The following is a 15,801-nucleotide window of genomic DNA, read 5'->3' as shown; positions in this document are numbered from 1 at the left end:
AAAGACCCCGAAACCCCGGTATCGTGCCCCCGATGCCGGGGTTTCGGGCTGTTCCCGCGCACATGGGCCGGAGTAGCCCGCAACGAAGCGACAATGCCCGCGCGGTCAGGGTAACTTTCTAGGGTGAGTTCTGCGCAGAAATCCCCGTTCTATATCACCACGGCCATCACGTACCCCAACGGTGTTCCGCACATTGGGCATGCCTACGAGTATGTGGCCACGGACGCGATCGCGCGTTTCAAGCGCCTGGACGGCTACGACGTCATGTTCCTGACAGGCACCGACGAGCACGGCATGAAGATCGCCCAGACGGCCGAGAAAGAGGGGATCACCCCCAAGGAGCTCGTGGACCGCAATGCAGCGGTCTACCAGGCCGCCCACGCCGACCTCGCCATCAGCTATGACCGCTTCATCCGCACCACTGACGAGGACCACTACGCCGCCTCGCAGGACATCTGGCGCCGGATGGAAGCGGCCGGCGACATCTACCTCGATAAGTACGCCGGCTGGTACTCGGTGCGTGATGAGGCCTACTACACCGAGGAAGAAACAGAAGTCCGCGAGGACGGCGTCCGCTACTCGAAGGAGACCGACACCGAGGTCATCTGGACGGAGGAGGAGAGCTACTTCTTCCGTTTGTCCAACTACCAGGACCGGCTCCTCGCCCTTTACGCGGACCAGCCTGAGTTCGGCGCACCGCAGTCCCGCTTCAACGAGGTCATCAGCTTCGTGAAACGTGGTCTTGAAGACCTTTCGATCAGCCGCACCACGTTCGACTGGGGCGTGCCCGTGCCGGGCAACCCCGAACATGTGATGTACGTGTGGGTGGACGCGCTGACCAACTACCTCACGGGCGTCGGGTATCCGGACACCGAGTCGGAACCGTTCCGGAAGTACTGGCCCGCGGATGTACATGTGATCGGAAAAGACATCTCCCGCTTCCATGCAATTTATTGGCCTGCGTTTTTGATGTCAGCCGGGATCGAGCTGCCCAGGCGCATCATGATCCACGGCTTCCTGCACAACAAGGGCGTCAAAATGTCCAAGTCACTCGGCAACGTCATCGCGCCGAAGGACTGGATGGAGCAGTACGGCCGTGACCAGATCCGCTTCTTCCTGCTGCGTGAGGTGCCTTTCGGCGCTGACGGTTCCTACAGCCACGAGGCGATCGTCACCCGCATGAATTCGGATTTGGCGAACAATGTGGGGAATCTCGCCCAGCGCTCGCTGTCGATGGTGGCGAAGAATTGCGACTCACTGGTGCCCGCGCCGTCGTCGTTATCCGAGGCCGACCAGCGCATCCTGGCCGCCGCAAACAGCCTGCTGGAATCGTGCCGCGCAGCGTATGACAAGCAGGAGCTGTCCCGTGCGCTCGAGGCGATCTGGGCTGTGCTTGGCGACACCAACGCGTATTTCGCCGAGCAGCAGCCCTGGGTCCTCCGGAAGACGGACCTCGACCGCATGAACACGGTCCTCTACGTCACGCTGGAAATTCTGCGCATCGTGTCGATCCTGGTGCAGCCCGTGATGCCTGACGGCGCGGCGAAGCTGCTCACGGCGCTGGGACAGGGAACCGGGAACGACGACGCCGCCCGCCAGTTCAGTGCCCTCGCCACTCCGCTGGTTCCCGGGATCGCCCTGCCGGCACCGGCGCCGATCTTCCCGAAGTACGAGGAGCCCGCCGAAGCGTAGTTCATTTGTCAGGACACACCCCGTATGACCAAGCTATTCACGGCGTGTCCTGACAAATCAACGCGGGGTCAGGCGCGGAAACGGTCCGCCGCCGTGGCGATCATGATGGCCGCGATTTCCTGCTGCTGTCCGCGTGCCCGCTCGGCAAGCTGGCTGAGCCGCTCATGGCTATACCCGGGAAAGGACCAGCCGCCGTCGAGTAGGGCAAGCAGCGTCACCCAGAGTGCTTCCTTTCCGCGGACGAGGCTCTGTAACGCTTCGAGTTCCAGTTGCGCGCCGGGCCCCTTCTCCGTCTTGCGAGCGTTGAGCGGATTAACGCGGGCAACGACGGCGCTGAAGTGCGCAGCGGCCATTTTGACTGGGTTCGGGCGGTGGCCCTGTGCCTTGAGTGACGAGAGGAGCTCAGCCCGTTCGCCCGAAATCTCGTCCTGCAGGCGTGTCAGCGTGCGCCCGTACGGCGTACCCTTCCAGGTCTGCGCGGCCGCCTGGAACAGGCGCACTCCGCCCGTCGCCCCGAGGAGATGGTCCTCGAGGTAGCGAAACAGCCAATCCCGTTCTCCCCGGTTGGGTTTCTTCACCGGTCCTCCTGGTTGCTTCACGGCCCGCTGCTGCAGACCATGAAGCAATCCTTGCAGGTCAGCCGTCCACGGCCAATCCCTGCACGGGGGAGAGACGCGCCGCGCGGCGGGCCGGCATGACCGACGCTGCCAGCCCCGCAACGGTGGCGACGATGAGAACGGCCGCCAGCTGCAGCCACGGGAACGACGGCGTCACAGCCGCCACGGTGCCCAGCGCAGCCTGTGCGCCGAGCCAGCCGTAGAGCATGCCGAGCACGATCCCGATAAGCGCCGCTACGCCGGCGATCAGCACGGCTTCGATGGCAAGCATGCCTCGCAACTGGCCCTTCGTCAGCCCGAGCGCCCTCAGCAGCGCAGACTCGCGGGTGCGTTCGAGCACCGAGAGGGACAGGGTGTTGGCCACGCCGATCAGCGCGATCAGCACAGCGACAGCCAGCAGCGCCGTCACGACAAGCAGCAGGACGTCGATGATCTGGTTGAAGGTAGCCCGCTCCAGCGCCGCACCCGAAACAAGATATTCCGGCACTTCCAGGGCGTCCACCACGTCCGTGCGCAGCTGCATGATTTCCGCGGAAGCCAGGGAGTCATCGAGTTTCAGCCAGAGCACTCCGCCGGTTCCAGGATTTTCAGCCAGCCCGAGCCTTTCGGCAGTGGCGGGCGTTATTAGGGGAACTATGGTGCGGCTTTCGGATTCCTTCACGGCAAGAACCTGGGAAGTGAACGAACCGGTCACTTCCACCGCTGTTATCCCGGTGCCGTCGGGCATCGCCACCTCGCCGTCCTGTGGGTAGGCGGTTGCCGACCGAAGCACGGCTTCCGCATCGGCGGCTGAGAGACTGTAGACCGTCTGGTCCCCGGTCTCCTCCGTGGTCTGGGCAACGGGTGCGGGTTGCACCACCGCTTCAACGCCGTCCAGCGCCAGCAGCGTATCCACTGCATCGGAATCCCCCGCGCCTTCAAGCTGTACGGCCAGATCCACGGGATAGTTCTGGGCCAGCGCGTCGTCAAACGCTGTGCGCGAGGTCTGGGCTCCGGCCATCATCATGCTGACCAGGGTGACGCCGACCAGCAGCGCCGTTGCCGTCGCCGTCGTTCGTGCGGGGTTGCGCACTGCGTTCACCGCGGCGAGCTGGCCTGGTACACCGAGGGGGGACGCCAGCCTGCCGATACCCGTGACGAGTGCCGGCACAAAGAGGCCTGCGCAGAGCAGGAAGCCGAGGAAGGACAGTGCGCCGCCCGGCAGAGCCAGCAGCAGGTTGCCAAGAACAGCTCCGATCGCAAGCAACGCGCTTCCCGCCAGCACCGCCAGGACGCCCAGGACCAGCCGGATCCGACCGCGGCGGGTGGTGACGCCCGCGTAGTCGACGGGACGGAGAGCGGCAAGCGGTGCGACGGCGGTGGCTGCCCGCCCCGGAACCAGCGCGGCGGCAATAGTCATCAGTACTCCCACAACCATGCCGGTCAGCACAGCCGACGCCGGCACCGCCAGGGTAGCGAATTCGCTGCCGGGAATGGTGCGCGCAATCGACACCAGCACCCACATGACGCCCGCGGCGAGCAGCACCCCGAGCGCCGAGGATACGGTCCCGACGACCGCCGCTTCGAGCAGCACCGAGCGCCGGATCTGCCTGCGCCCGGCTCCGATGCAGCGCAGCAGGGCGAGTTCGCGAGTGCGCTGGGCGACGAGAACCGAGAAGGTGTTTGCGATCACCAGTGCCGTGACGATCACTGCGACGACGGCGAACGCAAGCAGGACTATCGTCAGCTGGTCCTGCCCGCCGGACAGAGCGGCGACATCATGGGTCGTCTGTTCTTCGGCGGTGAGTACGCTGACGTCCGTGCCGGAGTCTGCGAGGGCCTGTTGGACGGCGGCACCGACCTCTGCCGCCTCCACTCCGTCCGCAAGAAGAAGCTGCAGCTGCGCGGCCGACGAATCGGGCGCGAGTGCGGTGACCTGCGAGCCGACGGCGTGGAGCTGGATGGTTCCGGAGAGGAATGGATGCGCGGACGGTTCGCTGACACCGGTGATCACCAGCTCAATGCCGGACGCTGCGATGCTCTCGGCAAGTGTTCCTTCGCCGAGTGCTGCGCCACGTACCGTGTCACCGACCTCCAGGCCAAGCTGTTCCGCCGATGCAGCGTCGACGACTACCTCACCCTCGGAACCCGGTAGCTGGCCCTCCTGAAGGACCAGGCCTTCCAGAGCAGGCGGCGCGAGCGCCGAGATGCTCGCCATGTTGGCCGCTGCCCCGGGCTGGAGCACGAAGTACCCCTGCCGCTCGGCGTGTACGGTGGCTACCCCCGGTACCGAGTCAACCTCGGCGGGGGCTCCGGGCGGCAAAGGAGAACCGTCAGGGGACACCACCAGATCGGCCTTGGCGTACTGGCCGCCGATGCTGTTCTGCAGCGTGGCTTTGGTGGTTTCACCGACCATCAACGTCGCGGCGAGAAAACCGACACCGAGCATGACGGCAAGGCCGACGGCGATATAGCGGCGGGCGTGCCTGACAACCTGGGACAGTGCAACAGTCAGCATGGTCAGGCTCCCAGCTGCGAAAGGGCGGCAAGGATCGCGTCGGGTGTGCTTCGGTCGAGTTCTCCGACCAGACGGCCGTCCTGCATCAGGATCACCCGGTCGGCGTAGGATGCCGCGACAGGATCGTGCGTGACCATGATGATGGTCTGGCCCATTTCCTGGCTGCTGCGCCTCAGGAGAGCCAGCACCTCAGCGCCTGAACGCGAGTCGAGGTTGCCGGTCGGCTCATCGCCAAAAATGACGTCCGGCCGGGTCAACAGCGCGCGGGCCACAGCCACACGCTGCTGCTGTCCACCGGACAGTTCATGCGGCCGGTGGCTCAACCGGTCCGTGAGTCCGAGGATGGTGCAGATCTGCTGCAGCCATTCGTGGTCCACCTTGCCTCCCGCCAGCGCGACCGGAAGGGTGATGTTCTGCTCCGCCGTGAGGGTGGGAATCAGGTTGAAGGACTGGAAAACGAAACCCACACGATCGCGGCGTAACCGTGTCAGCTCAGTGTCGTTCAACCCGGTGATGTCCGTCCCGCCCAGGATGATCCGACCGGAATCGGCGGTATCCAGACCGGCAAGGCAGTGCATCAGCGTGGATTTCCCTGAGCCGGAGGGGCCCATGATGGCGGTGAAGCGACCGGCGGGAAAACCGACGGTGACATCGCGCAGCGCGTGGACGGTGGTGTTGTCGCGGCCGTAGGACTTGTTGAGGGATTCGGCAGCCACGGCTGCTGACAAAATGGACGACGGCGTCGTGGTGCCTGAAAGATGTGGTGACATGCTTCAACGCTAGAAGACAGGCGGTGCGCCGCGGATCGGACGGCGGGTGGTTCTTGGCTGCTTCCTTCTCCTACCGCGGTATGAGGCCAGTTGCCGGGAAGGATGAGGACCTTCAGGGCTGGACGACGCCGGCCTCGTAAGCAAGCACCACCGCCTGCACCCTGTCCCTCGCGCCGAGTTTGGCGAGGATGTGTCCGACGTGCGTTTTCACGGTCGCTTCAGAGAGGAACAGGTCGGCGGCGATCTCTGTGTTGGATCTGCCCTGCGCGATGAGGGAAAACACTTCGCGCTCGCGGGCTGTGAGGGTTCCCACGAGCGTTTTCGCGCGTTCATTCGCAATGGAGGGTGCCCGAAGCAGCGGCGCGACATGCTCCAGCAGCCTCCGGGTGGTGGACGGCGCGATCACTGCGTCGCCGCGATGGACCGTTCGCACCGCCTCCAGCAGTTCTTCCGGCGGCGCGTCCTTCAACAGGAAGCCGCTGGCGCCGGCCTGGATAGCCGCTAGCGCGTATTCGTCGAGATCGAAGGTCGTCAGCACGATAATGCGTGGACCGCTTCCCGGTGCGCCGGCGAGGATGCGGCGGGTCGCCTCGATGCCGTCCATGCCGGGCATGCGCACATCCATGAGCACGACGTCGGCCTCCGTGGCCGCAAGTACGGACACCGCCTCGGTGCCGGTGCCGGCCTGGCACACCACGTTGAGGTCCGGTTGTGAGTTGATCAGCATCGAGAACCCGCTGCGAACCAGCTGCTGGTCGTCGACCAGGGCCACCCGGATAGTTGCTGTGGTGGACGGAATGCTCATTCAGGCCTCTGTGTAGGGAATCAGCGCATGGACTTCGAAACCGCCGCCGGTGCGCGGTCCGGCATGCACAGTTCCATCGTAGAGTTTCAGCCGCTCGGCCATGCCGCGAATGCCCTGCCCCGCGCTGCTGTCGCTGCCGTCGAAGCTGCGGTCGGATGCGGCGCCGCGGCCGTCGTCGTCGATGGTCACTTCGAGGCCCTTTCCCGTCCAGGAGAGGGAAGCCGAGGCCGACGCCCGGGGGCCTGCGTGCTTCAGGACATTGGTCAGCGCCTCCTGCACCACCCGGTAGACCGTGAGTTCGGCGCCTGCGGGCAGTGGCCGTCGAGGTGTGCCCAGGTACGTCAGCGTGACGTCAATTCCGGCGCGCCGCACCGTTTCGACCAGGGCGGGCACATCTGAAAGTGCCGGCAGCGGGCGGGTGGGGGCGTCGTCATCGTTCCTTAGCACTCCGAGCAGCCGGCGCATCTCCCGCAGGGAACCCCTGCCCGTCTCAGCGATCGTGGCAAGGGTTGAGGTGGCGACGGCGGGGTCCGCGGCACTGGCGTATCGCGCGCCGTCGGCCTGGGCAATCATCACCGAGAGTGAATGGGCGACGATGTCGTGCATTTCACGGGCTATGTGGCTCCGCTCATCGGCGGCCGCGAGGTCGCGTTCCTGCTGGCGTTCGATCTCAAGCCGGCGGGCACGGTCCTGAAGCGCCCGGAGAGTGAGCCTACGGTTGCGTGCAAGGTCACCGAAGGCCCAGCACAGCAGCACCACGGCTACGGCGAAGAAGATGTACAGCGCATACAGGGGGAGAGCGGCAACCCCGGTCTGGTACTGGTTCAGGCCGAACTGTGCCACGCCGGCCACCATCCCGAAGCCGGCCACACCGACGCCGGCGATGCTCGCCCATCGTGGTGCATAGACCGCCAACGCGTACACCATGACGAGGACGCTGAGTTGCGCTGGAACCGGCGGCTGGTTGATCAGGAGCTGGCCGACGGACACCGCCGCCACTGCCGACGCGGCACCGACGGTGCGGCTGCGCCGCCATGCCAGGGGAATGACCAGCGCCGTCGACACGATGAACTCGACCAGTGAGCCAAGGAACACATACGGAAGGGCAAGAAAGACAAACGCCGCTCCCGCTACAGCGAGGTCGACTGTGCCGTGGTTCTCCCGTAGCCAGCGGGCTAACCGGTGGTGCGCATCCATAGCTTCCAACTCTAGGACGCCCGGTATGCTGCCGGCATCGGTCCACGGGTGGAGTCGCCGGTGATCATCGACGGTGATCATCGACGGTGGTCATAGACGTGGGGCTGCCTCAACCGTTGGAGTGTTCAGTTATGCGACCCATGGTGTGAATGAGAAGCCGCGGACAGCGACCTGCTCCGGCCGCACACGGTCCGGCTTTCCGCCTCCGCCGGTCACCCATAGATTGAAGTGGACAGCTTCCCGCGCGGGAACCGGGACCGTCGCCCCTTCTAGGACAGTGCGTTTGAGCAGCAGGCCGGAGTCCCCTTCGCCGACGAATGTCTCGTACGTCAGCCTGCCCGGTTGCCACAGCAGTGTGTGCGTGAGAACCGGATCGGGGGTGCAGTTGAAAGTCACGACGGTGCTGCCCTCTCCTGCCGGTTTGGTTGCGTCGAACCAGTACCCGTGGCCCTGCCTGACCGGCTGCGGTTTACCCGGGCCGGCGCCACCTCCCCAGGCGGAAGCCTCGCAGACGTCGATTTCGTTGTGACCTGGAAGGGCATCAGGGTCATAGGTGAACATGCCTCCCCACACCACCTCAGGTTGGAGCGACTGCAGGTTCCGCTCGACCACCACCCGGAATGTGCCATAGCCGAAGCCGCGACGCGTGGACTGGAACTCGGCTGCCACGGGTGCTTTTCCCGTCGGGTTGGTAAGAGCGAGGACTACGCGTCCGTCGGCGTCGGGCGCGCTTACGTTCGCTGGAGCGAAGCTGCCGTTGTAATGCGGACCTCCGCTCCACGAGCGCGCGGACCAGTTGTAGCCGTCCCAAGCGAAGTCGCCCTCCGGACCCGGATCTGTCATGTTCGTATTATGGGCGGCCGATGCTCCCGATTCGTCTAGATCAGCCGACGTCTCAACATGCGAAACAGAATTGTCCGTGATGCGGGATGGTTGCCTACGCTGATTCCATGACTTCAAACAGCATCAATGTGGCAGTAATCCCCGGGGACGGTATTGGACCGGAGGTCATCACCGAAGCGGTGAAGGTGCTTCGCGCAGCAACGGCCGCTGCCGACGTCGAACTTAATCTGACCGAGTACAAACTCGGCGCCGAGCACTGGCTGGCAACAGGGGAGACGCTTCCGGAGGAAACGCTCGAGCGTCTGCGTGGGCACGATGCCATCCTGTTCGGCGCTGTCGGCGCTGCTCCGGGTGATACCCGCATTCCCTCGGGCCTCATCGAACGCGAAATGCTGCTCAAACTGCGGTTCAGCCTTGACCACTACGTCAACCTCCGGCCGTCCAGGCTTTACGCTGGCGTGTCGAGCCCGCTTGCTAATCCAGGCGCGATCGACTTCGTGGTGGTCCGTGAGGGAACCGAAGGCCCGTATGTGGGCAACGGCGGTGCGCTGCGCACCGGCACGCCGCATGAGATCGCCACGGAGGTCTCGGTGAACACGGCGCACGGTGTGGAGCGGCTGGTGCGTGACGGTTTCCGGCGTGCAAGCGAGCGACCGCGAAAGCACCTCACCCTGGTGCACAAGCACAACGTCCTCGTTCATGCCGGTCATCTGTGGAAGCGTACCGTCGAGGCTGTGGCCGCTGAGTACCCGCAGGTCACCCATGACTACCTGCATGTGGATGCTGCCATGATCTTCCTGGTCACTGATCCATCGCGCTTCGACGTGATCGTGACCGACAACCTCTTCGGCGACATCATCACTGACCTCGCGGCTGCGGTGACTGGCGGGATCGGCCTTGCAGCCTCCGGCAATATCAATATGGACCGCACCGCGCCCTCAATGTTCGAGCCGGTGCACGGTTCCGCCCCGGACATCGCCGGGCAGCAGAAAGCAGACCCGACCGCGGCGATCCTTTCCGCGGCACTATTACTGCATCACCTCGGCTTCACCGAGCAGGCAGCGAAGATTGAGCAGGCGGCAGAGAACGACGTCGCCACGCGGTCCGGCGCGCAGCGACCCACCGCGGAAATTGGCGATGCGATTGCAGCCGCAGTGTCCTAAGCTGGTTAGGAACCATTAACTCAATCAGACCAACCAAACCGTGAGGGTGCACCCCGTCCGGGATCACCGTAAGGCATCACTGTGCCTCTCCGCATCGCACGCGGAGGGCTGGTAACCGTGGAGGAACCATGACAGCTACGCAGCTGGAATTCGCCCAGTACCCATCCGCGAGCCCCAGGTCGGAGGCTGAACGGGAGGCGATTCTCGCCAACCCCGGGTTCGGTAACCACTTTACGGACCACACCGTGGTCGTCGACTTCACGGCGGATACCGCCGGCGAGGGCGGCTGGGGCAACGCACGTCTCGAAGCCTACGGGCCCATTGCCATGGATCCGGCTGCTGCGGTGCTGCACTACGGCCAGGAGATTTTCGAGGGCATGAAGGCGTACCGTCACGCTGACGGTTCCATCTGGACCTTCCGCCCGGAAGCAAATGCTGCGCGGCTCAACCGATCCGCCGCCCGCCTTGCGCTTCCGCAGCTGCCGGAAGAAGTGTTCATGGAGTCTCTGAGCCAACTTGTTGCGGCTGACAGCCAGTGGGTGCCCACCCGTGACGGTGAGAGCCTCTACCTGCGGCCGTTCATGATTGCTACCGAAGCATTCCTTGGCGTTCGCCCTGCCCGGGAAGTGTCCTACCGGGTGATCGCCTCGCCGGCGGCCAACTACTTCGGCGGCGAACTGGCTCCGGTTTCTATCTGGGTGTCCCGCAACTATGCGCGCGCCGGACGCGGAGGGACGGGTGCGGCGAAGTGCGGAGGAAATTACGCGGCATCGCTGGCAGCACAGCTCGAGGCAGAGGCGCACGGTTGTAAGCAGGTGCTGTTCCTGGACCAGTTCAACAACAACGCTGTCGAGGAACTCGGCGGCATGAATGTTTTCTTTGTTTTCAAAGACGGCACCCTGGTCACTCCGGCGCTGAGCGGGACCATCCTTGAAGGTATAACCCGTTCATCCATCATCCAGCTCGCCAACGACCGCGGCCTTGTTGTGCAGGAGCGCACCATCACCCTGGACGAGTGGCGAGATGGCGTAGCCAGCGGCGACATCACTGAGGTGTTCGCCTGCGGCACCGCAGCAGTCATCACACCAATCGGTGAGCTGAAGGACGGCGATGACGTGATTAGTGCGCCCAACCCATCGGCGGGCGAGGTAACCATGTCCATTCGGGAGCAACTCCTGGGCATTCAGACCGGCAAGGCCGAGGATCCTCATGGTTGGATGACACGCCTCGTGTGAGCAGTGTCCGCGCTGCAGAAGCCCGGCTTCTCCCTTCGGGAGGCCGGGCTTTCCGCATGTCCTCAGTGCTGGCCGACCTGGGGGAGCGGGAGTGCGCTTCCGGACAGCAGCAGCGCTGTCACCTCCGGCTCAGGGAGCGGTTTGCTGAAAAAGAAGCCCTGGCCGCTGACATCGCCGAGGGATCGGAGGAATTCTGCCTGTTCCTGCGTTTCGATGCCCTCGAAGACGGCTCCGAGTCCGGCTGCCCGGATGAGTTGGAAGACGGCGGCAACGAATTCAGGCTGCCAGGAGCCGGTTGCCGGCTCACGAAGAATTGAACGATCCACCTTGACCATGTCGACGGGCAGCTTGCGCAGGTAGCTGATCGACGAGTAGCCCGTGCCGAAATCATCGATCTCAATGCAGACGCCGAGTTGCTTGAAGCTCAGCAACGAGTAGGTTTCGACCTCGCCGCCGCTGACCAGCGCTGACTCAGTGATCTCGATAACCAGGGAGCGCGGCGGCATTGACATGCGCTTGAGCAGTCCGCGGACAAAGTCGACCATGTCGAGTTGGCGGAGTTCGATCGCCGAGATATTGACTCGTATCTGAAAGTCTTCCGGAATCAGGCGCGCGGCCCGCCAAATCGCATACTGCTGAAGCGCGGTCGCCATGACCCAGCGGTCGAGATCGGAAATGGCCCCGATTTCCTCGGCGAGCGGAATGAACGATTCGGGGGAGATCATTCCCCTGGTGGGATGCGCCCAGCGCACCAGGACTTCCACTCCGTTGATCGACCCGTCGCGCAGATTCACAATCGGCTGATAGTGCACGCACAACTGATCGGTCCCAATGGCGTCGCGCAGTTCCGATGCCATCAGGGTGCGGAGCTGCCGGTCGTAGAGCATAACCGGCTCGAAGGCCTTGATGGCGCTGCGGCCCTCGTTCTTGGCCGCGTACATGGCGGTATCCGCCTCATGAAGCAGGGACTCGGCCGTGTGCTCTTCAGTAGCGACGCGGAGGCCGATGCTCGCGCGGGGATGCACGTCGAATTCCCCTACATCGATACTCTTGGACAGCACATCCAGGGCCCGATTGGCCACTCCAAGGGCAACCTCCATCGTTGCCTGAGTAACCAAAATGGCGAATTCGTCGCCGCCCAACCGTGCCACGGTGTCGGTGGTGCGGACTGCACCGCGCAAACGTTCTGCGACTTCACGCAAAACGTCGTCGCCAGCGTCGTGCCCGAAACGGTCGTTCACGTTCTTGAAGGAATCGAGGTCGAGCAGCAGCAGGGCAGGGGGAGGACTGCCATCGCGTTGAGCGGAGAGCGCTTTTTCAATCTTTTCGACCAGATCCACCCGGTTGGACAGGCCGGTCAGCGCGTCGGTCATCGCCATGCGCTTCATGTCCAGATGTGCCTGGTGCAGCATCGCCGTGCGGTTTTCCACCCGCTTCTCAAACTGCCGGTAGACCAGTTCAAGTTCTTCTGCCAGGAGGTTCACTCCGGTAATTACGGCGTCTACGTCGTCGCGCGCCGGCGAAGGCACTATTCTGCTGCCGAGGTCCCCTCGCGAGAGGCGCACAATACCGTCTACCAGCATGGCCAGGCGGGGATCACCGGCGTCAGCTGCCATGGATGCGCTCCAGCAACCACGCGACCGCTGTGTCCTCATCTCCGAAATAGGAGGTGGGGCACGCGGGAGGTTCTCCTCCGAGAAGGAAGTTTGCAAGCACCCTGTCCACGGCGCTGGCCCCAACCAGGGCGATCGCTGACGCGGAGCGCGAGCGGCTGAAGACGGCACGAGCCCCCCGGCTCAGGGACGCAATCCCGCTGATGACAATGAGCACCGGCTGAGGCACGCCGCCGCCCTCGGCGCGGACCTGCTCCGCGAATGACTCTGCAATCTCTGTTGTGATGTGTTCGCCCTCCGGCAAGACCAGACGGACAACGGAGACCGGCGCGGCTGTTGCCGGTACTTCAGTTGGCATCAGCCAGAGTGAATTCATGCCGAACATCGCTTTCCTTGCTGGGGGCGTCGTCCTTGTGATGTGATTTCCCGCCTGGAAAGCCCCCGGTTTGACCATGTCACTACCAACGCGTTGAGACGACGACGCGAACCTTGCAGCGTGAAATGTGACGGACGCTACACTACACGCTTCAAGATCCGGATGCCGTCGCTTAGGAGTCGGCCGTTCGGTGGACTTCGTCAATCAGCGTGGCCACCTGCGCTTCACGGTCCGGGGCTCCTGACTGCCTGAACAATTCCTGGCTCTTCTCCAGCTGGAACAATCCCTCGAGCGGGTCGCCGGATCGCGCGAGCGCCTGGCCCAGGAGCATATAGGCCTCCGCTGCGGTTTGGCTGGCTATAAGGGAGGACGCTTCACAGATGGGCCGGAGCCGCTCCACGGCAGCATCAAACTGTCCGGTAAGGAACAGCCAGTGCGCCCGTGTGAGGGACAGTTCAAGCTTGTCCCGCTCACTACCGCCGACGATCGACGCGGCCAGCTCGGCCCGCTCGATGCACTCGAGGGTCTCAGGCTCGACGACACCGGCAGCGAGGCGAAGCGCAGCGGAGGCACGGTTGAACCTGGCCCACAGGTCCAGATCGTTGGAGGGAGAGAGGTTGCTGGCGGCGCGCCGGTGGTATCCGGTTCCGACGGCGGCATCCCGCCGGAGGTAGGCCACGTTCCCGATAACCCAGTAGGCCTTTCCAGCAGTCTGCGAGTTTACGTCGGGTGTGATGAGTTCGGCCAGTCGAAGGCACTCCTCCCAGGCGTCGTCGATCTGGTCGCTCTCGGCGAGTGCTGCGATGAGCGCGTGTTGAGCGGTAATGCGCAGGTCTGGCGAGTCACCGGCCGACGCAGCCATGGCGACAGCTCGGCGCGCCTCTTCGGCGGCAAGCGCCAGATCACCTTGGCCTTGCAGCGTTCCGGCGAGGAAGGTGGACACTCTGGCTGATAAATCAGGGTAACGCTGGGTGAGAACGTCTTCCCGAAGTGCTTCAGCCAGGCGTTGAGCATCATGGAACGCGCCGGTCTTCTTCAAACACTCTGCTTCAAGGAAGGTCATGTTCCACCACGCGTTGTCATCAGCGTTGCTTCGCGCCATCGCTGCAGCCTCGGCTGCAGTTTTCAGTGCTAGATGATACTCACGCTGGTTCCACGCATCACGGGCACGCAATTCGAGAAAGACGTGTTCGCCGGGCTGCTGGGATTGATTCATGGCCTCATTCCAAAGCTTCGCTCAAATGGATCCCCGCTGATAATTCTGTCAGAACGACTCATCAAAATTCTCTTGAGCGTGAATCAAGTCCGCTCTTTCTTCAGAATGCAGGTGAAAACTGCGGAAAAGATGAGAAAAGAAACCCTTTATCCGTGCTACTTGATCCCTATACTGGGGATGCTGTGCAACGCAGAAGGCACTACGATCTTCTGCGTCCATCAAGTGACAAGGAAAAAAGTATGAAGAAAGTCTCCGCAACACTGTTGCTGACTGCGTTGCTTCTGGTTGGGGGCGGCACGGCTGCTCAGGCCGCCAAGGTCGGAAACTGGCCTGATGGCACCACTACGACGAAGGTCGGCAACTGGCCCGATGGCACTACTACGACGAAGGTCGGCAACTGGCCTGACAGCACCTACCAGGCGGTCTAACCACCGTTTGTGCTGATCCCGTCTATTCAGGATTGGCAGGAAGGCCGTGGAGGCCAGCAACAAAGCTGACTTCCACGGCCTTCTGCTTGCCTGCGGAAGCACCGTCAGCCGCTGATTTTGGCCACGATGTTCCGGACGTGCGCGGCCCGGTCAGGTGCGCCGGCGTCGACGAAACACTGCTCGCTCGTCTCGAAGTGTGCCAGCGCCTCAAGCTCTTCGCCCCGTGCTGACAGCGCCTGGGCAAGCAGCAGGTTCGCCTCTCCCTCCGTTTGCCGCGAGAGTGCTGAACCGTCCGCACAGATAGGCCTCAGTCGTTCGACTGCAGCATTGAGTTGGCCGGTCAGGAAAAGCCAGTGCGCCCGGGTAAGCGAAAGCTGCAGTTGATCCCGCTCCGTGCCGCCGACGATTGAGCTCGCGACCTCGGCCCGTTCGATGCACTCGAGCGTTTCCGCGTCGACAACACCGGCGGTAAGGCGGAGCGCAGCTGAGGCACGGTTGAAATGAGCCCAGAGTTCCAGGTCGTTGTTGGGGGAAAGATGCTCTCCCGCCAGATGATGAAAGCGGGCACCGTCGTTCACTTGATGACGCATGAAGGCAACGTTTCCGATAACCCAATATGCCTTGCCGGCCGTCTGCGTGTGAATGGCCGGTGTGATGTAGGTGGAGAGGTCGAGGCAGGTGCTCCAGGCTTCGTCCAGCCGATCGCTTTCGGCGAGCGCAGCGATCAGAGCGTGATGAGCTTCGATTTGCAATTCCGGCGCGTCCGGGTCGGCAGCGGCGCTTTTCACCGCCAGGTCTGCATTCTCGACAGCCTGCTCCAGTTGCCCCAGCCCCTGTTGGCATAACGCTGTGAGCGTATAGACGCGCGCCTTGAGTGCTTCGGATTTGAGCGTAAGCCCGTGTGTGCCAAGCGATCCCGCTGACTCGAGTGCTTCCTTCAGCAGACCCTCGTCCCGCAGGCACTCAGCCTGAAGGAAAGTCATTTTCCACCAGGCATTATGGTCTTCCACCTGCTCCGCCAGCTTGGCGGCGGTGGCTGCGAGTAGCCGCGCTGCCCGGTAGTCACGCTGATGCCATGCTTCACGGGCGCGCAGGACATGCATGACGAGATCGCTCGACTGTTGTGCTGCCACACTTACCCCTTTGATCCGAAGTCTGCGTCGAGCAGGCGGGGATTCCCGGCGCGCTCGACGCGACTGTCATTGAGTTTAGGCGGAAAAGGGCCGATTGAGACAGAGTTGACTGATGCCGGGAAGATACAGGCGAAAGGGGCGTAGTGCCTCAAGTCAATATGCCCGTGAAAGTTGATCGGTGCCTCAGGTAGGAATGCCCGCGAATGGGTTAGCCTG

At 63.5% G+C, this 15,801-nt stretch carries 14 protein-coding genes; 4 read left to right on the top strand and 10 right to left on the bottom strand.

The features are described 5' to 3' along the window. Positions 1-123: 123 nt before the first annotated feature. Positions 124-1,692 (top strand): methionine--tRNA ligase, encoded by a 1,569-nt coding sequence (metG, locus tag Q0877_RS15860; RefSeq protein ID WP_299169623.1) that lies wholly within the window; start codon positions 124-126, stop codon positions 1,690-1,692. A gap of 68 nt (positions 1,693-1,760) precedes the next feature. Here metG and Q0877_RS15855 read toward each other — a convergent pair whose 3' ends face one another. The 6 genes from Q0877_RS15855 to Q0877_RS15830 all read right to left on the bottom strand — a co-directional run bounded on the left by Q0877_RS15855 (position 1,761) and on the right by Q0877_RS15830 (position 8,421). Further along, complete coding sequence (locus Q0877_RS15855) at positions 1,761-2,270, bottom strand: hypothetical protein (RefSeq protein WP_299169620.1); 510 nt, start codon at positions 2,268-2,270, stop codon at positions 1,761-1,763. A 58-nt stretch (positions 2,271-2,328) separates the two neighbouring features. Further along, positions 2,329-4,806, bottom strand: coding sequence for an ABC transporter permease (locus tag Q0877_RS15850; RefSeq protein WP_299169617.1), 2,478 nt, complete (start codon positions 4,804-4,806; stop codon positions 2,329-2,331). A 2-nt stretch (positions 4,807-4,808) separates the two neighbouring features. Then, positions 4,809-5,576, bottom strand: coding sequence for an ABC transporter ATP-binding protein (locus tag Q0877_RS15845; RefSeq protein ID WP_299169615.1), 768 nt, complete (start codon positions 5,574-5,576; stop codon positions 4,809-4,811). A 112-nt stretch (positions 5,577-5,688) separates the two neighbouring features. Then, positions 5,689-6,381, bottom strand: coding sequence for a response regulator transcription factor (locus Q0877_RS15840; RefSeq protein ID WP_299169613.1), 693 nt, complete (start codon positions 6,379-6,381; stop codon positions 5,689-5,691). After that, on the bottom strand, positions 6,382-7,578 hold the full coding sequence (locus tag Q0877_RS15835) for a sensor histidine kinase (protein ID WP_299169610.1): 1,197 nt from the start codon (positions 7,576-7,578) through the stop codon (positions 6,382-6,384). 129 nt (positions 7,579-7,707) lie between these two features. Continuing rightward, positions 7,708-8,421: a glycoside hydrolase family 16 protein gene (locus tag Q0877_RS15830; protein WP_299169609.1), complete on the bottom strand. Its 714-nt coding sequence runs from the start codon at positions 8,419-8,421 to the stop codon at positions 7,708-7,710. A gap of 107 nt (positions 8,422-8,528) precedes the next feature. Here Q0877_RS15830 and Q0877_RS15825 point away from each other — a divergent pair, with 107 nt between their 5' ends. Next, positions 8,529-9,584, top strand: a complete 1,056-nt coding sequence (locus Q0877_RS15825; protein ID WP_299169608.1) for a 3-isopropylmalate dehydrogenase — start codon at positions 8,529-8,531, stop codon at positions 9,582-9,584. Between the two features lie 128 nt (positions 9,585-9,712). After that, on the top strand, positions 9,713-10,819 hold the full coding sequence (locus tag Q0877_RS15820; protein WP_299169605.1) for a branched-chain amino acid aminotransferase: 1,107 nt from the start codon (positions 9,713-9,715) through the stop codon (positions 10,817-10,819). Between the two features lie 62 nt (positions 10,820-10,881). On the opposite strand, the gene Q0877_RS15815 is transcribed toward Q0877_RS15820, so the two are convergent. The 3 genes from Q0877_RS15815 to Q0877_RS15805 form a co-directional block, all read right to left on the bottom strand. Next, on the bottom strand, positions 10,882-12,435 hold the full coding sequence (locus Q0877_RS15815; RefSeq protein WP_299169603.1) for a bifunctional diguanylate cyclase/phosphodiesterase: 1,554 nt from the start codon (positions 12,433-12,435) through the stop codon (positions 10,882-10,884). Beyond that, complete coding sequence (locus Q0877_RS15810) at positions 12,425-12,808, bottom strand: STAS/SEC14 domain-containing protein (protein ID WP_299169601.1); 384 nt, start codon at positions 12,806-12,808, stop codon at positions 12,425-12,427. The genes Q0877_RS15815 and Q0877_RS15810 overlap by 11 nt, the downstream gene beginning before the upstream one ends. Positions 12,809-12,980: 172 nt before the next feature. Then, positions 12,981-14,024, bottom strand: a complete 1,044-nt coding sequence (locus Q0877_RS15805) for a hypothetical protein (protein WP_299169600.1) — start codon at positions 14,022-14,024, stop codon at positions 12,981-12,983. A gap of 239 nt (positions 14,025-14,263) precedes the next feature. Between Q0877_RS15805 and Q0877_RS15800 the strand changes: the two genes are divergently transcribed. Beyond that, positions 14,264-14,452 carry a hypothetical protein gene (locus Q0877_RS15800; protein WP_299169599.1) on the top strand — a complete coding sequence of 63 codons (189 nt, stop codon included), beginning with the start codon at positions 14,264-14,266 and terminating at the stop codon, positions 14,450-14,452. 104 nt (positions 14,453-14,556) lie between these two features. Here the strand turns inward: Q0877_RS15800 and Q0877_RS15795 are convergent, their stop codons facing one another. Next, positions 14,557-15,585, bottom strand: coding sequence for a hypothetical protein (locus tag Q0877_RS15795; protein WP_299169598.1), 1,029 nt, complete (start codon positions 15,583-15,585; stop codon positions 14,557-14,559). Between the last annotated feature and the right edge of the window lie 216 nt (positions 15,586-15,801).

The sequence above is a fragment of the uncultured Arthrobacter sp. genome (genome assembly GCF_947495145.1).
Classification (GTDB): Bacteria; Actinomycetota; Actinomycetes; order Actinomycetales; family Micrococcaceae; genus Arthrobacter_D.
Note: the sequence above shows the minus strand (reverse complement) of the source record. Positions and strands in the feature narration are given on the sequence as shown.